The organism is Streptomyces sp. NPDC016640, from assembly GCF_043076215.1.
Taxonomy (GTDB): Bacteria; Actinomycetota; Actinomycetes; order Streptomycetales; family Streptomycetaceae; genus Streptomyces.
Map to the genome: position 1 here is coordinate 1 of NZ_JBIBRG010000030.1, position 17,167 is coordinate 17,167.

3 protein-coding genes are annotated in these 17,167 nt (G+C 74.9%); all 3 read right to left on the minus strand.

The features are described 5' to 3' along the window. On the minus strand, positions 1-1,910 hold a 1,910-nt coding region (locus ACF07S_RS33130), incomplete at its 3' end, for a type I polyketide synthase (RefSeq protein WP_391975896.1). Positions 1,911-2,117: 207 nt separating this feature from the next. Continuing rightward, entirely contained in the window at positions 2,118-8,333 is a 6,216-nt protein-coding gene (locus ACF07S_RS33135) for a beta-ketoacyl synthase N-terminal-like domain-containing protein (protein WP_391975897.1), read from the minus strand. Further along, positions 8,330-17,167: SDR family NAD(P)-dependent oxidoreductase (locus ACF07S_RS33140; protein WP_391975895.1), on the minus strand; the 8,838-nt coding region annotated here is incomplete at its 5' end. The genes ACF07S_RS33140 and ACF07S_RS33135, both read right to left, overlap by 4 nt.

A 17,167-nucleotide genomic window follows, 5' to 3' on the forward strand; every position in this document is an offset into this window, starting at 1 on the left:
GCCCACAACACCGGCTGCACCACATCCACCCGCTCCAGCGAAGCGGCACCCTCCACACCCCGCACCACATCCAGCAACGACCACTCGACGTGCGGGGCGAGCGCGTCGGCGCAGGCGGACATCCGCCGGGCGAACACCGGCGAGGTCTCCAGGAGCTCGACCGCCATACCGGCCCACTGCGAGCCCTGGCCCGGGAAGACGAACACGGCGCCGCTTCCTTCGGTGGCGGTGCCTTCGACGATGCCGGGTGCGGGCCGGCCGGCGGCGAGCGCGTCGAGGCCGGCGAGCAGGTCCTCGAGGCCACTGCCGACGACGACCGAACGGTGCTCCATGGCGACGCGGGTCGAGACCAGCGAGTGCGCCACGTCCAGCGCGCCCGCGCCGCCGTCGCGCACGGACGCCGCCAGCCGCGCGGCCTGCTCCCGCACCGCCTCACGCGACTTCGCCGACACCGCCCACGGCAGCCACACCGGGGCCCGGGCCGGCTCGGTGCCGGTGTCGGCCTCGTCGGCCGGCGCGGGTTCCGGAGCCTGTTCCAGTACGAGGTGGGCGTTGGTGCCGCTGACGCCGAAGGAGGAGACGGCGGCGCGGCGGGGCCGGCCGGTCTCCGGCCAGTCGGTGTGCTCGGTGAGCAGGTCGACGGCGCCGTCGGCCCAGTCGGCGTGCGGGGTGGGCGCGTCGATGTGGAGGCTCTTGGGCAGTGTGCCGTGCCGCATGGCCTGCACCATCTTGATGACGCCGCCGACACCGGAGGCGGCCTGGGTGTGGCCGATGTTCGACTTCAGCGAGCCGAGCAGCAGCGGCCGCTCCGCCGGGCGGTCCTGACCGTAGGTGGCCAGCAGCGCCTGGGCCTCGATCGGGTCGCCCAGGGTCGTGCCGGTGCCGTGCGCCTCGACGACGTCGACCTCGGCGGCGGAGAGTCCGGCGTCGATGAGGGCCTGGCGGATCAGGCGCTGCTGGGAGGGGCCGTTGGGGGCGGTGAGGCCGTTGGAGGCGCCGTCCTGGTTGATGGCGGAGCCGCGGATGACGGCGAGGACCTGGTGGCCGTTGCGGCGGGCGTCGGAGAGCCGCTCCAGCAGGACCATGCCGACGCCCTCGGACCAGGCGGTGCCGTCGGCGGCGGCGGCGAAGGCCTTGCAGCGGCCGTCGGCGGCCAGGCCGCGCTGGCGGGCGAACTCGGTGAACATCTTCGGCGTCGACATGACGGTGGCGCCGCCCGCCAGGGCGAGGGAGCACTCCCCCTGCCGCAGGGAACGCACGGCCAGGTGCAGGGCGACCAGGGAGGAGGAGCAGGCGGTGTCGACGGTGACGGCGGGGCCCTCGAAGCCGTACGTGTAGGACAGCCGGCCGGAGGCGACGGCGACCGTGTTGCCGGTCAGGAGGTGTCCGGCGACCTCCTCCTGGCGGCCGCGGGCGGCGCTGTCGTAGTCGCCGTGCCCGGTGCCGACGAAGACGCCGGTGGGGCTGCCGGTGAGGGAGTCGGGGAGGATTCCGGCGCGTTCCAGGGCCTCCCAGGAGGTCTCCAGGAGCAGGCGCTGCTGCGGGTCCATGGCGAGGGCCTCGCGCGGGGAGATCCCGAAGAACGCCGGGTCGAACTCGCCGGCCTCGTGCAGGAAGCCGCCCTCGCGGGTGTAGGTGGTGCCGTGGTGGGCGGGGTCGGGGTGGAACAGCCGGTCGAGGTCCCAGCCGCGGTTGGCGGGGAACGCGGAGATCGCGTCCACGCCGTCGCGGGCCAGCTCCCACAGTTCCTCGGGCGAGCGGGCGCCGCCGGGGTAGCGGCAGGCCATGGCGACGACGGCGACGGGCTCGCGGTCGCGGTTCTCGGCCTCGCTGAGCTGCTGCCGGGCCTCCTGGAGATCGGCGATCGCCCGCTTGAGGTACGCGCGGAGCTTGTCCTCGTTCGACATCAGGTGCCCACCTCTCACTCGTATTCCGGAAAACGCGGAGAGCGGCGGTTCCCGGATCCACGCCCCGACCCTGTTCGCGGCCAGTCTGGCCGTCTTGGACTGCGGGTTTCCCTAGAGCCTGGAGAGATGAGCGGGGCCGGGCGCGGGTGGTGGGCACCACCCGCGCCCGGCCCGGGGCGAAGGACTGGGGAATTCCCTCGCGAATGAGGGCTAGAGGACTCCGGCCTCCTCCAGGTCGGCGTCGGTGGAGGTGGTACCGGCGGACGACGCGCCGTTCTCGCGGGCGGTCAGCCATTCCTCCATGAGCTCCGCGGCCTTCCCCGAGTCCTCACGGATGAGGGAGAGGTGGTCGGCGTCCACGGGGCGGACGGTCGCCGCGGGCACCAGCGGTTCGTACAACTGCTCGCCGTCGGGTGCGGGTACCCCCTCGATGAGTGCGCGCGTGCACTTGATTTCCAGTACGGGAGCGGTGGTGGGATGCACGTCCAGCGCGTTCAGCAGCACCATCCAGCGGCCCATGGCGGAGAGCCGCGAGTTGGTGAGCCGTACCGGGGAGTCGTCGACCTGCGTGAAGTTGAACTTCATCATGCCGGAGTAGTCCACGCCCTCGTCGCTCTTGTGCTGGATGCTCAGGGTGTCCAGCAGGATCACGGCCTCGGGGCGGATGCCCCAGGTGCTCTCCAGCACTCCGGCCGCGGCGTAGGCGAGGGAACCGCCCGAGGAGTGTCCGACCAGGACGAACGGATGTCCGTCGGCGGCCTGGAGCGCGCTCTCGGCGATCACCCGGGCCGCCGGTTCGGGTCCGGCCGGCAGGGCCTCCCCGGTGGCGAAGCCGACCAGGGGCAGCGCGGCGACGTCGCGCCGGCCCCGGAAGTGGCCGGAGAGCGTCGCGTACTGGTGGACTCCTCCGTTCGCGGTGGGCGCGCTGACGCAGACCAGCCGCACCGGGGCGGGCCCTTCGGCGAGCGTCACCGGCCAGGGCAGGTCCTCCAGTTCGGCGGTCGCCTCGAAGGTGGGCCGCAGCGCGGCGACCGTCGCCAGCATGCGCTGGGCCTCGCGCGTCTTGCCGCGGGCGAGGCCGTCGAGGAACAGCCGCTCCAGGGAGTCGTTCTCGGCCTGGCCGCCGGCGGCCGCGGCACCGTGGACGGCCGGGCCGCCGCCCTGGGCGGACAGTTCGGTGCCCAGCCAGGCCGTGAGTCCCTCAGGTGAGCCGCTGTCGTAGACGATGCTCGCGGGCAGCTGGAGTCCGGTGGCCTCGCTGAGCTTGCGGCGCAGTTCGATACCGATGAGGGAGTCGAAGCCGAGTTCGAGGAAGCCCCGTTCCGGGTCGACCTCGGACTGGTCGCGGTGGCCGAGGAGTTCGGCGGTGTGGGCGACGACCAGGTCGCGCAACGCCTGCTGCCGTTCGGCGGCGCCGAGGGTGTCCAGGCGCTCCCGGAACGAGACCGGGTCGGCGGCGCGGAGCGGTGCGGAGGCGGCCGCCGTCCGGCGCGGCGCGGGGACCAGCCCTCGCATGAGGGGCGGTACGTCGCTCGTGTATCCCGCCGGGGGTGTCACGAAGCTGGTGGCGACCACCACGGGTTCGTCGAGGCGGAGGGCGGCGTCGAGCAGGTCCAGGGCCCGGTCGCTGGGCAGGGCCTCGACGCCGCTGGACCGGATGCGCTGCCGGCCGCTGTCGGTGAGCAGGTCCCGGGCCATGCCGTCGCCCAGGTCCCAGGCACCCCAGGCCAGTGACAGGGCCGGCAGGCCCTGTGCGGCGCGCTGCTGGGCGAGGGTGTCGAGGACGGTGTTGGCCGCGACGTAGTTGGCCTGTCCGACGCGGGCGGTGACGCCCGAGATGGACGAGTAGAGCACGAACGCGTCGAGGTCCAGGTCCCGGGTGAGGTCGTGCAGGTGCCGGGCGGCGTCGGCCTTGGGGCGCAGGACGTCCGCCAGCCGTTCGGGGGTGAGGGAGGTGAGTACGGCGTCGTCGAGGACGCCCGCCGCGTGGACGACGGCCGTCAGCGGGTGCGCCGGGTCGATGCCCGCCAGCAGTGCGGCGAGCGCGTCCCGGTCGGCCACGTCGCAGGCCACGAGGTCCACGTGGGCGCCGAGCGCGGTGAGTTCGTCCCGCAGTCCGGCGGCGCCGGGTGCCTCGGGACCGCGCCGGCTCGCGAGCAGCAGCCTGGTGACGCCGTGTCCGGTCACCAGGTGGCGGGCGGTGAGCGAGCCGAGGGGCCCGGTGCCGCCGGTGATCAGGACGGTTCCGGCACGGCCGGCACCGAAGGCGTCCCGGTGCTCCGGCCCGTCGTCCGCCGTGGAGGCGGCCGGCGCGACGGGCAGCTGGGCGAGGCGGCCGACCAGGGGCCGGCCGTCCCGGACGGCGATCTGCGGCTCGTCCACCGCGAACACGGTGTCCAGCGGCGGTACGGTCGCGGGCTCGATGTCGACCAGGGTGAACCCGCCGGGGTATTCGGACTCCGCGGTGCGCACCAGGCCCCAGACCGCGGCCGCCGCCAGGTTGTCGGCCGGATCGCCGGGGCGTGCGGCGACGGCGCCCCGGGCGACGAACACCAGCCGGGCGCCGGCGGGCCGGGGCTCGGCGAGCCATTCCTGGACGAGGGCCAGGGCCGCGCGGGTGGCGTCGTGGACGGCGGCCGCCGAGGCGTCGGTGTGGTCCGTGACCGGAACGAGGACCCGGGTGCCGTTCTCGGTGACCTCGGACAGCGACGTGATGGTGCGGCCCGTTCCGAACGTGTCCTCGCCCAGAGCCACCAGCGGGCCGGGCACGGCGCCGCTCCGCTCGGTTCCGGTCTCGGCCGGCACCCATTCCAGCCGCAGCAGGCAGGCGCGGTCGGTGGCGGCCGGTCCGAGCAGCCGGGCGGCGGACGAGGGCCGCAGCGCCAGCGACTCGACCGACAGGACGGGCCGTCCCGCGGGGTCCACGGCCGCGATGGACACGGTGTCCTCGCCGGCCTTGACCAGCCGGACCCGCAGTCGTGCCGCTCCGGAGGCGTGCAGTGAGACACCCGACCACGAGAAGGGCAGCAGTCCCTGGTCGGCGTCCTTCAGCCGCACGAACTCCACGGCGTGCAGCGCGGCGGTCAGCAGTGCCGGGTGCAGGGCGAACAGTGCCGCGTCGTCGGCGCGGTCCGGCAGCTCCAGTTCGGCGAAGACCTCGTCGTCCCTGGTCCAGGCGGCTCGCAGCCCCTGGAAGAGGGGTCCGTACTCGGTGCGCTCGTAGAAGCCGGTGAGGTCGACGGGTTCCGTGTCGCTCGGCGGCCACTCGACGGTGCCGAAGTCGACCCCGCGCTCCCCCGGGACGAGGGCGCCCAGGGCGTGCTGGGTCCACGGCTCGGCGTCGGCGTCGGCGGGCCGGGAGTGGATGCCGAGTTCCCGGACGCCGGAGTCGTCGGGCGCACCGACCCGCACCTGTACGGCGACGGCGCCCCGCTCGTCGAGCACCAGCGGGGTGGTCAGGGCGAGATCCTGTACGCGTCCGCAGCCGACCTGGTCACCGGCGCGGACCGCCAGCTCCAGGAATCCGGTGGCGGGGAAGAGGACCATGCCGCCCATGGTGTGGTCGGCGAGCCACGGGTGCGTGCGCAGCGACACCCGCCCGGTGAGCAGGACACCGTCGGAGCCGGCCAGCGACACGGCGGCACCCAGCAGGGGGTGCTCGGCGGGGACGAGTCCGGCGCCGGCCACGTCGCCCGCGTGGGCGAGCGGACGCGGCCAGTACGCCCGGTGCTGCCAGGGGTAGGTGGGTACGTCGGTGCGGCGGGCGCCGGTGCCGTCGAACCAGGCGGACCAGTCGACGCGGACGCCCGCGACGTGCAGTTCGGCCAGCCCGGTGAGCAGCGCGGTCTGTTCGTCGCGCCGGGCGCGCAGGGCGGGCGCCACCACGGCGTCCGCCTCGTCCCCGAGGGTCTGCCGGGTCAGGGCGGTGAGGACGGCGCCGGGTCCCAGTTCCAGGAAGGCGTCCGCTCCCCCGTCGGCCAGGGCCCGCACGCCGTCGGCGAAGCGCACGGTGCCACGGACATGACGCACCCAGTAGTCGGCCGAGCACAGCAGGGCGGGTTCGGCGACCTCGCCGGTCACGTTGGACACGACGGGGATGGCCGGCTCGGCGTAGGTCAGCTTCTCGGCGACCCGGCGGAACTCTGCCAGCATCGGGTCCATCAGCGGCGAGTGGAAGGCGTGACTCACCGAAAGACGCTGTGTCTTGCGGCCCCGCGCGGTGAACTCAGCGGCCAGCGCCAGGACTTCGGGCTCGGTGCCTGCGATCACCACCGCGTCCGGACCGTTCACCGCCGCCAGGGCGATGTCCTCGGTCAGGTGCGGGGTGATCTCCTCCTCGGTGGCCTGCACGGCCACCATCGCGCCGCCGGACGGGAGTTGCTGCATCAGCCGGGCGCGGGCCGCGACCAGCGTGCAGGCGTCCTCCAGGGAGAGGACACCGGCGACGTGCGCGGCCGTGATCTCGCCGACGGAGTGACCGGCCACGAACTCCGGCCGCACACCCCACGACTCGACGAGCCGGTACAGCGCCACCTCGACGGCGAACAGCGCGGGCTGGGTGTAGCCGGTGGTGTGGAGCAGTTCCGCCTCCGGCGTGCCCTCCTCGGCGAACAGCACCTCGCGCAGCGGGCGGTCCGACTCCGCGTCCAGCCGCGCCAGTACGGCGTCCAGGGCCTCGGCGAAGACGGGGAAGGCGGCGTACAGCTCACGCCCCGTCCCCGCCCGCTGCGAGCCCTGCCCCGAGAACAGCACGGCGAGCGAGCGCTGTGCCGCGCGACCGCGCGCGACCTCGACGGGCTGTTCGCCCCCGGCGCCCGCGAGGAGGACCGCCCGGTGCTCGAACACCGACCGCCCCGACGCCAGGGAGAAGCCCACGTCCAGTGCGGTGGCGTCGGTCAGGGCCGGCACGCTCGCGAGCTGTGCCTCCAGGGCGCCCTTCGTCTTGCCGGCGACCGGCCACGGCACGACCGCCGGGTGGGCCGTCGGTGCGGCGGGCTGCTCCGGCTCCTCCGGTTCGGGGGCCTGTTCGACGACCAGGTGGGCGTTGGTGCCGCTGATGCCGAAGGAGGACACGGCGGCACGGCGGGGCCGGCCGGTCTCCGGCCAGGGGGTGCGTTCGGTGAGGAGGCGGACATTGCCCGCGGTCCAGTCGACGTGGGTGGACGGCGCGTCGACGTGGAGGGTCTTGGGCAGGACGCCGTGGCGGATGGCCAGGACGGTCTTGATGACGCCGGCGACTCCGGCGGCGGCCTGAGAGTGGCCGATGTTGGACTTCACCGAGCCGAGCAGCAGCGGCCGGTCGTCCGGGCGGTCCTGGCCGTAGGTGGCCAGCAGCGCCTGCGCCTCGATCGGGTCGCCGAGGGGGGTGCCGGTGCCGTGCGCCTCGACGGCGTCCACGTCGGCGGGTGACAGTCCGGCGCCGGCGAGGGCCTGCCGGATGACGCGCTGCTGCGAGGGCCCGTTGGGTGCGGTGAGGCCGTTGGAGGCGCCGTCCTGGTTGACCGCGGAGCCGCGGACGACGGCGAGGACCTGGTGCCCGTTGCGGCGGGCGTCGGAGAGGCGCTCCAGGACGAGGACGCCGGCGCCCTCGGACCAGCCGGTGCCGTCGGCGGAGTCGGCGAACGCCTTGCAGCGGCCGCTGGTGGAGATGCCGCCCTGGCGGGTGAAGCCGGAGAAGCCCATGGGGGTGGACATGACGGTGACGCCGCCCGCCAGGGCGAGGCCGCACTCGCCCTGGCGCAGGGACTGGGCTGCCAGGTGGATGGCGACCAGGGAGGAGGAGCAGGCGGTGTCCACGGTGACCGCCGGCCCGGCCAGGTCGAAGGCGTAGGCGACGCGGCCGGAGACGACGCTGGCGGTGAGGCCGGTGGTGGCGTGGCCCTCCGCGTCCTCGCGGGAGTTCATCACGACGCCGACGTAGTCGACGCCGGCGGTGCCGACGAACACGCCGGTGCGGGAGCCACGCAGGGACACCGGGTCGAGACCGGCGCGTTCCACCGCTTCCCAGGTGGTCTCCAGCAGGAGCCGCTGCTGCGGGTCCATGGCGACGGCCTCGCGGGGCGAGATGCCGAAGAAACCGGCGTCGAAGGCGGCGGCGTCGACGAAGCCGCCCTCGGCGGCGGCGCTGCTGCCGGCCCCCTCACCGCCCAGGGCGTCGAGGTCCCAGCCCCGGTCGGTGGGGAACGGGGCGATGCCGTCGCGGCCCTCGTCCAGCAGCCGCCAGAAGTCCTCCGGGGAGGCGACCTCGCCGGGCAGCCGGCAGGCCATGCCCACGATGGCGATCGGTTCGTGCCGGCTCGCCTCGGCCTCCTCCAGCCGCCGACGGGTCTTGTGCAGGTCGGCCGTGACCCACTTGAGGTAGTCGACGAGCTTTTTGTCATCGGGCATGACGGGAAAACCTTCCTGTGGTGAATCGGCTCGTCTCAGTGGTCGCCCATGCGGCCGAGCTCGTTGTCGATGAAGGCGAACACCTCGTCGGCGCTGGCCGATTCGAAGGCGTCGTCCACGGGGGTGCCGGTCGACTCCGGCGCGCTGCCGCGCACCTTGTCCAGCATCTGGCCGAGCCGGAGGGCGAGTCCCGCGCGGGTGATCCCGTCGTGCTCGCCGGCCGCGAGGAGCGCTTCCAGGCGGTCGAGTTCGGCGAGCAGCGAGGGGCCCTGGGGGCCTTCGTCGCCGGGGGCCAGTTCGGAGACGAAGTGTGCGGCGAGTGCCGTGGGGGTCGGGTAGTCGAAGACCAGGGTGGCCGGCAGGCGCAGTCCGGTCGCCGCGGAGAGGTGGTTGCGCAGTTCCAGGGCGGTCAGCGAGTCGAAGCCGAGCTCCCGGAACTCCTGGGTCACGTCGACGGCCTTCGGCGTGGCGTGGCCGAGCACCCGGGCGGCCTGCTCGCGGACCAGGTCGGTGACGTACCGGACACGCTCGTCGGCGCGGAGTTCGCCGAGCTTGGCGCCGAGGGCGGCGGCCGCTCCGGCCGCGTCGGTGGCGGCTGCGGTGCGGCGGCTGCTCCTGACCATGCCGCGGAAGAGCGGCGGCAGGTCCTCGGGGGCGGCACCGCGCATGGCGCCGGGAGCGAGGCCGACCAGGACCAGGAACGACTCGTCGGAGCCGCGTGCGATGTCGAAGAGGCCGAAGCCCTGGTCGACGGAGAGCGGCGGCAGGCCGCCGGACTGCATGCGGCGCATGTCGGTGTCGGACAGGGTGCTGGTCATGCCGCCGTCGTGGGACCAGGGGCCCCAGGCGAGCGAGGTGCCGGCCAGGCCCAGGGAGCGGCGGTGCGCGGTCAGGGCGTCGAGGAAGGAGTTGGCCGCGGCGTAGTTGCCCTGGCCGGGACTGCCCATGACACCGGCGATGGACGAGAACGGCAGGAACGCCGCCAGGTCCAGGTCGCGGGTGAGTTCGTGCAGGTGCCAGGCGGCGTCGACCTTGGGCCGCAGGACGGCGGCGAGCCGCTCCGGGGTGAGCGAGGCGACGACGCCGTCGTCGAGGACGCCCGCCGTGTGCACGACCGCGGTCAGCGGGTGCGCGGCGGGGACGCCGGCGAGGAGCGCGGCGGTGGCGTCGCGGTCGGCGGTGTCGCAGGCCGCGACGGTCACCTCGGCGCCCAGTTCCCGCAGCTCGTCGGCGAGTTCGGCGGCGCCCGGCGCGTCCGGACCGCGCCGGCTGGTCAGCAGCAGGTGCCGCATTCCGGAGGCGGCGAGGCGGCGGGCGAGGTGTCCGCCGAGCGCGCCGGTGCCGCCGGTGATGAGGACGGTGCCGTCGGGGTTCCAGCGCCGCGGCATCGTCAGCACGATCTTGCCGACATGCCTGGCCTGACTCATGTACCGGAACGCCTCACGCGCCCGCCGCACGTCCCACACCTTCAGCGGCAGGGGCCGCAGCGCGCCCTCGGCGAACAGGTCGAGGAGTTCGCCGAGGAGTTCGCGGTTGCGCGCGGGGCCGGCTTCGCCGAGGTCGAAGGCCCGGTAGACCACCCGCTCGATCGCCCGCGGATCGCGGATGTCGGTCTTGCCCATCTCCAGGAACCGGCCACCGTCGGCCGTCAGCCGCAGCGAGGCGTCCACGAACTCACCCGCGAGCGCGTTCAGCACGACATCCACGCCCCGGCCACCGGTCACCGCCCGGAACTTCTCCTCGAAGCCCAGGTCACGCGAGGACGCGATGTGGTCCTCGTCCAGACCCAGACCCCGCAGCGTGTCCCACTTGCCCTCACTCGCGGTCGCGAACACCTCCGCACCCAGATGCCGGGCCAGCTGCACCGCGGCCATACCCACACCACCCGCACCGGCATGCACCAGCACCGACTCCCCCGCCCGCAGACCCGCCAGGTCACGGAAGGCGTACAGGGCGGTCAGGAACACCAGCGGCACGGACGCCGCCTCCTGCTGGGTCCAGGTGCCGGGGACGCGGGCCAGGTAGTGCTCGTCGGCGACGACGACCGGCCCGAACCCGCCGGGTACGGTGCCGAACACCCGGTCGCCGGGCCGCAGTCCGGTGACCGCGGCGCCGACGGCCGTGACCACACCGGCGGCCTCGGTGCCCATCGGGCCGGACTCCCCGGGGTACATGCCGAGCGCGTTGAGCACGTCGCGGAAGTTCAGACCGGTCGCGTCGACGTCGAGCCTGACCTCGTGGTCGCCGAGCGGCTGCAGCACCTCCGGGCACGGGGCGAGGACGAGGTTGTCCAGGGTGCCCTTGCCGGTGGTGTCGAGCCGCCACGGCACGTCGACGGGCGGGAGCAGTCCGGCGCCGGTGGCGAGCCGGTCGAGCCGGCCGACGCTGACGGTGCCCTCGCGCACGGCGAACTGGGCGTCGCCGGTGGCGAGCAGGGCCGGCAGGTCCGGCAGCAGCGCGAGGACGTCGTCCTGTTCGCCGAGGTCGACGAGGACGAACCGGTCGGGGTTCTCGGACTGGGCCGAGCGCACCAGGCCCCAGGCGGCACCCGCGGCGAGGTCCCGTACGGTCTCGCCGTCGGCGGCGGCCACCGCGTCGCGGGTGACGAAGACCAGGCGGGTGCGGTCGAACCGGTCGTGGTCCAGCCACTGGCGGACGAGTTCCAGGGTGCGGGTGGTGAGGGCGTGGACGGCGCCGGGGACGTCCGCGCCGGGGGCGGCCGGGTCGCCGCCCGCCTCGCCGCCACCGGGGCCGGCGTACTCCCCCTGGAGCGGGACGAGCACGTAGTCGGGGGCGTCGGCCGGGTCGGTGAGGTCGGCGAGGGACGGCAGTGCGGTGCCGGTGCCGAAGACGTCGGCGCCCAGGGTGACGGCCCGCAGCCCCTCGGTGGGCTTGATCTCGGGGGCGGTGACCCAGTCGAGGCGGAACACCGGTTCCTGGCCGCCGGTGGCCACCGGGGCACGCGGCACGCTCGGGGCGCGCAGCACCAGTGCCTCGGCGGACAGCACGGGCGCGCCCTCGGCGTCGACCGCCGTGAGCGTGACCGACTCGTCGCCGAGCCTGGCGATGCGGACCCGCAGGGTGGTGGCGCCGCCCGCGTGCAGCGAGACGCCGTTCCAGATGTACGGCAGCAGCGGGTTGTCCTCGCTGCCGACGCCGAGGTAGCCGTTGGCGTGCTGGACGGCGTCGAGCAGGGCCGGGTGGATGCCGAAGTACTGGGCGTCCCCGGCGATCTCCTCGGGCAGGGCGACCTCGACGAAGGCCTCCTGTCCGCGGATCCACACCTTGCGCATCCCCTGGAAGCAGGGGCCGTACTCGGTGCGCTCGTAGGTGCCGTCGATCGGCATCGGCTGGGCGTCCGCCGGCGGCCAGACGGGGACGTCGAACGGGGCGGTGTGCTCCGCGGCGGCGAGGGAGCCGGTGGCGTGCCGGGTCCAGGGGCCGTCGGTGACGTCGGACGGGCGGGAGTAGAACGCGATGGTGCGGGTCCCCTCCTCGTCCGGGGCGCCGAGGACCACTTGCAGGGCGGTGGGCACCTTGTCGTTCAGCACCATCGGGGTGGACAGGACGAGTTCCTGGACCCGGCCGCAGCCGACCTGGTCGGCGGCGCGGATGGCCATCTCCAGGTAGCCGGTGCCGGGCAGGATGACCGTGCCGCCGACCTTGTGGTCGAGCAGCCAGGGGTGGACCTGCATCGAGATCTGGCTGGTGAACAGCGCGCCCTCGGAGTCGGCCAGCGGTACGGCGGCGCCGAGCAGCGGGTGGTCGGCGGAGACCAGGCCGGCGGAGCTGACGTCGCCGGTCAGGGCGGCCGGGCGGGGCCAGAACCGCTCCCGCTGGAAGGGGTAGGTCGGCAGTTCGGTGCGGCGTGCCCCGGTGCCCCGGAACCAGGCCGCCCAGTCGACGCGGACACCGGCGGTGTGGAGCCGGGCGAGCCCGGTGAGCAGCGCGGTCTCCTCGTCGCGGTCCGCGCGCAGCGCGGGCACGGCGACGGCGTCGAGGCCGGCGTCCAGGCAGCGCTGGGTCAGCGCGGTGAGGACACCGCCGGGTCCGGCCTCCAGGAACGCGCTCACCCCGGCGTCGGCCAGGGCGCGCACGCCGTCGGCGAAGCGGACGGTGCCGCGGACGTGGCGCACCCAGTACTCCGCCGAGCACAGCAGGGCGGGGTCGGCGATCCCACCGGTCACGTTGGACACGACGGGGATGCGCGGTTCGGCGTACGTCAGTGTCTCCGCGACCTCGCGGAACGCGTCGAGCATCGGGTCCATCAGCGGCGAGTGGAAGGCGTGGCTGACGGAGAGCCGCTGCGTCTTGCGGCCGTCCGCCGTGAACAGCGCCGCGAGGGTGAGGACGTCCTCCTCGGTGCCGGCGACGACGACGGAGTCGGGCCCGTTGACGGCGGCCAGCGCCACGCCGTCGGTCAGCCCGGGGGTGATCTCCTCCTCGGTGGCCTGTACGGCGATCATGGCGCCGCCGGACGGGAGTTCCTGCATCAGCCGGGCGCGGGCGGCGACCAGCGTGCAGGCGTCCTCCAGGGACAGCACCCCGGCCACGTGCGCGGCCGCGATCTCGCCCACGGAGTGGCCGGCCACGTAGTCGGGCCGCACTCCCCACGACTCGACGAGCCGGTACAGCGCCACCTCGACGGCGAACAGCGCGGGCTGGGTGTAGCCGGTGGTGTGGAGGAGTTCCGCCTCGGGCGTGCCCTCCTCGGCGAACAGGACCGTGCGCAGGGGGACTTCGGAGCCGGTGTCCAGGCGGGCCAGTACGGCGTCCAGGGCCTCGGCGAACGCCGGGAAGGCGGCGTACAGTTCGCGGCCCATGCCGGCCCGCTGGGAGCCCTGGCCGGAGAACAGGACGGCGGTGGTGCGGTACGCGGCGCGGTCCCGCGCCACCTCGAGGGGTTCCCCGCCGGGTCCGGCGAGGAGCACCGCGCGGTGGTCGAGCAGGGCTCGGCCGGTGGCCAGGGAGTGGCCCACGTCCAGCGGGGACACGCCGGTCAGGGCGGCGATGCGGGCCACCTGGGCGTCCAGGGCCTCCTCGGACTTCGCGGAGACGGGCCACGGGACGACCGAGGGGGCCGGCGCGGATCCGGCCGGCTCGGGCACCGCCTCGGCCGCGGGTGCCTGCTCGATGATGGTGTGGGCGTTGGTGCCGCTGATGCCGAACGACGAGATGCCCGCGCGCCACGGCCTGCCGGTCTCCGGCCAGGCGGACGGCTCGGTGAGCAGGCGCACCGCGCCCGCCTCCCAGTCGACGTGCGTGGAGGGCTTGTCGACGTGGAGGGTCTTCGGCAGGACGGCGTGCCGCATCGCCATGACGGTCTTGATGATGCCGGCGACGCCGGCGGCGGCCTGGGTGTGGCCGATGTTCGACTTGATGGAGCCGAGCAGCAGCGGGCGCTCCGGGTCGCGGCCCTGGCCGTAGGTGGCCAGCAGCGCCTGCGCCTCGATCGGGTCGCCCAGCGGGGTGCCGGTGCCGTGGCCCTCGACGGCGTCGATGTCGGCGGGGGTGAGCCCGGCGCTCGCCAGGGCCTGGCGGATCACGCGCTGCTGGGAGGGGCCGTTGGGGGCGGTGAGGCCGTTGGAGGCGCCGTCCTGGTTGATGGCCGAGCCGCGGACCACCGCGAGCACCTCGTGCCCGTTGCGGCGGGCGTCGGAGAGCCGTTCCACCACGATCAGGCCGACGCCCTCGGACCAGCCGGTGCCGTCGGCGGCGTCCGCGTACGCCTTGCAGTGGCCGTCGGTGGCGAGGCCGTTCTGCAGGGTGAAGCCGGAGAAGCCGGACGGGGTGCTCATGAGGGTGACGCCGCCCGCGACGGCGAGGTCGCACTCGCCGGCCCGCAGCGCCTGGAGCGCCCAGTGCAGGGCGACCAGGGAGGAGGAGCAGGCGGTGTCGACGGTGACCGCCGGGCCCTCCAGGCCGAAGGTGTAGGCGAGCCGGCCGGAGACGACGCTGGCGGCCAGTCCGGTGCCGGCGTGGCCCTCCAGGTCCTCGCGGGAGTTCATGACGAGGGTGGAGTAGTCCTGGCCGTTGGTGCCGACGAACACGCCCGTGCGGCTGCCGCGCAGCCCGTCGGCGTCGATTCCGGCCCGCTCGAACGCCTCCCAGGTGGTTTCGAGGAGCAGGCGCTGCTGTGGGTCCATGGCGATGGCCTCGCGGGGTGAGATCCCGAAGAAGCCGGCGTCGAACTCGGCGGCGCCTTCGACGAATCCGCCCCTGAGGGTGGCACTGCGGCCGCGGCCGTCCGCGCCGCCGGTCGCCAGGGTGGCGAGGTCCCAGCCCCGGTCCTCGGGGAAGGCCTCGATGCCGTCGCGGCCCTCGCTGAGCATCCGCCACAGGTCCTCGGGGGAGCGCACGCCGCCGGGGAGGCGGCAGGCCATGCCGACGATGACGATCGGGTCGTCGGACAGCCCGGCGGCGTTCACCCGGTCGGGGCCGGCCGTGGTGTCCTGCTCGCCGAGGAGCTCGGCGACCAGGTGCTCGGCCAGGGACCGCGCGGTCGGGAAGTCGTAGACCGTGGTGGCGGGCAGGCGCAGGCCGGTGGCCAGGGCGAGGCGGTTGGGCAGCTCGATCGCGGTCAGCGAGTCGAAGCCCAGGTCGCGGAAGCTGCGGTCCGGGGCGACGGCCTCCGGGCCCGGGTGGCCGAGGACGGCGGCGGCGTGGGTGCGGACCAGGTCGCCGAGGACCGCGGTGCGGTCGGCGGCGGGCAGCTGTCGCAGCCGCGCGGCGAGCCCGGAGGCGGCCGTCCTGGTCTCCTGCCGCGAGGCGGCCGCGTCTGCCAGTGCCTGCCGGGCGTCCGGCAGGTCGCGCAGCAGGGCGCTGCCGCGGATGCCGATGAGGGTGTCGAGGACCTGCGGCTGACGCGGGTCGAAGACCACGGGCGTCGGCTCCGGCCGGGTCACGGCCTGCCGCAGGGCGGCGAGCGCGAGGTCCGGGTGCACGGCCGGGTGACCGGCGGTGCGGGCCGGACGCCCGGGGGCACCGGTGTCGGCGCCCGTCGCGTCGGTGACCGTGGTGTCCGCGCCCGGTTCCGCGTCGGTCCAGGCGCCCCAGGCGATGGAGGTCGCGGGCAGGCCCTCGCCCCGGCGACGCCGGGCGAGTGCGTCCAGGACGGCGGTGGCGGCGGCGAGGTTGGCGCGCCCCGCGGTGCCGACCGTGCCGGCCACCGAGGAGCAGAGCACGAACGCCGTCAGGTCCAGGTCCCGGGTCAGTTCGTCGAGGTGGACGGCGGGGACGGTGCGGGCGCGGTGCAGCGCGGCGAACCGCTCCGGCGTGAGGTCGTCGAGCACTCCGTCGTCGACGATGCCGGCGGCGTGCACCACTCCGGTCAGCGGGGTGTCCCCGGGGATGTCGGCGAGGACGGCGGCGAGGGCGTCGCGGTCGGCGGCGTCGCAGGCGGCGATCGTCACCTGGGCGCCCAGCTCCCGCAGTTCGTCGGCGAGTTCGGCGGCGCCGGGCGCGTCCGGGCCGCGTCGGCTGACCAGCACCAGGCGGGCGGTTCCGGCGGCGGCGAGCCAGCGCGCCACGTGGGCGCCGCGGCCTCCGGTGCCCCCGGTGACCAGGACGGTGCCGCTGGGCTCCCAGCCGGCGTCGGGTGCGGCCTCCGGCGCGGGCACGAGCCGGCGGCCGAAGACGGCCGAGTCGCGCACGGCCATCTGGTCCTCGCCGTCGTGTCCGGCGAGGACGGTGGCGAACCGCCGGGCGGCACGGTCGTCCAGGGCGGCGGGCAGGTCGATCAGCCCGCCCCAGCGCACGGGGAGTTCCAGTGCCGCGACCCGGCCGAGACCCCACACCGCCGCCTGACCGGGGGCGGTGAGCCGTTCCGTGCCGGCGACGGCGACGGCGCCGCGCGTCACGCACCACAGGGGCGCGGTGATCTCGGCGTCCAGCAGGGCCTGGAGCAGCGCCGCCGTCGGGGCGGCGGGGGTCTGCGCGGTGTCCGCGAGGGCGAGCAGGGACAGCACTCCGGTGAGCGCGGTGCCCTCGGCGAGCAGGCCTCGCAGCCTTCCGGTGAGCGCGTCGCGGTCGTCGGTGCCGACGGTGAGCGGCACGACGTCGGTGCCCACGGCCGCCAGGACGGCGGTCACCCACTCGTCGTCGGCGAGCGCCTCGGGGACGACGGCCAGCCAGGTGCCGGCGGCGGTGGGCGCGGTGGAGGGCAGCGACAGCGGCTTCCACACCTCGTGGTGCCTGATGCTGTCGACCATCGCCTGGTCGCGCTGCCTGCGCCGCCAGGTGGACAGGGCGGGCAGGACCGCGCCCAGCGCGTCGGTGTCGACCGCGAGATCGGCGGCGAGCGTGGTCAGGTCCTCGCCCTCCACGGCCGTCCAGAACGCCCTGTCCAGGGGGTCCGCCCCGGTCGCGCCCGCCGTGGAGCGCTGGGCGTCGGGCCAGTAGCGGGACCGCTGGAAGGCGTAGGTGGGCAGTTCGGTGCGGCGGGCACCGGTGCCGTCGAAGCACGGCCGCCAGTCGACGCGTACGCCGGTGACGTGGAGCCGGGCCAGCGCGGTGAGCAGCGCGGTCTCCTCGGGCCGGTCCTTGCGCAGCACCGGCACCGACACGACGTCCTCGCCGCCGTCCAGCACCCGCGCCGCCATCCCGGTCAGGACACCGTCGGGGCCCAGCTCCAGGAACGCGTTCGCACCCGCACCGGCCAGCGCCCGCACACCGTCGGCGAACCGCACCGTGCCACGGACATGACGCACCCAGTACTCCGCCGAACACAACAGGGCGGGATCGGCGACCTCACCGGTCACGTTCGACACGACGGGGATACGCGGTTCGGCATACGCCAGCCCCTCCGCGACCTCGCGGAACGCGTCCAGCATCGGCTCCATCAACGGCGAGTGGAAGGCATGACTGACCGCCAG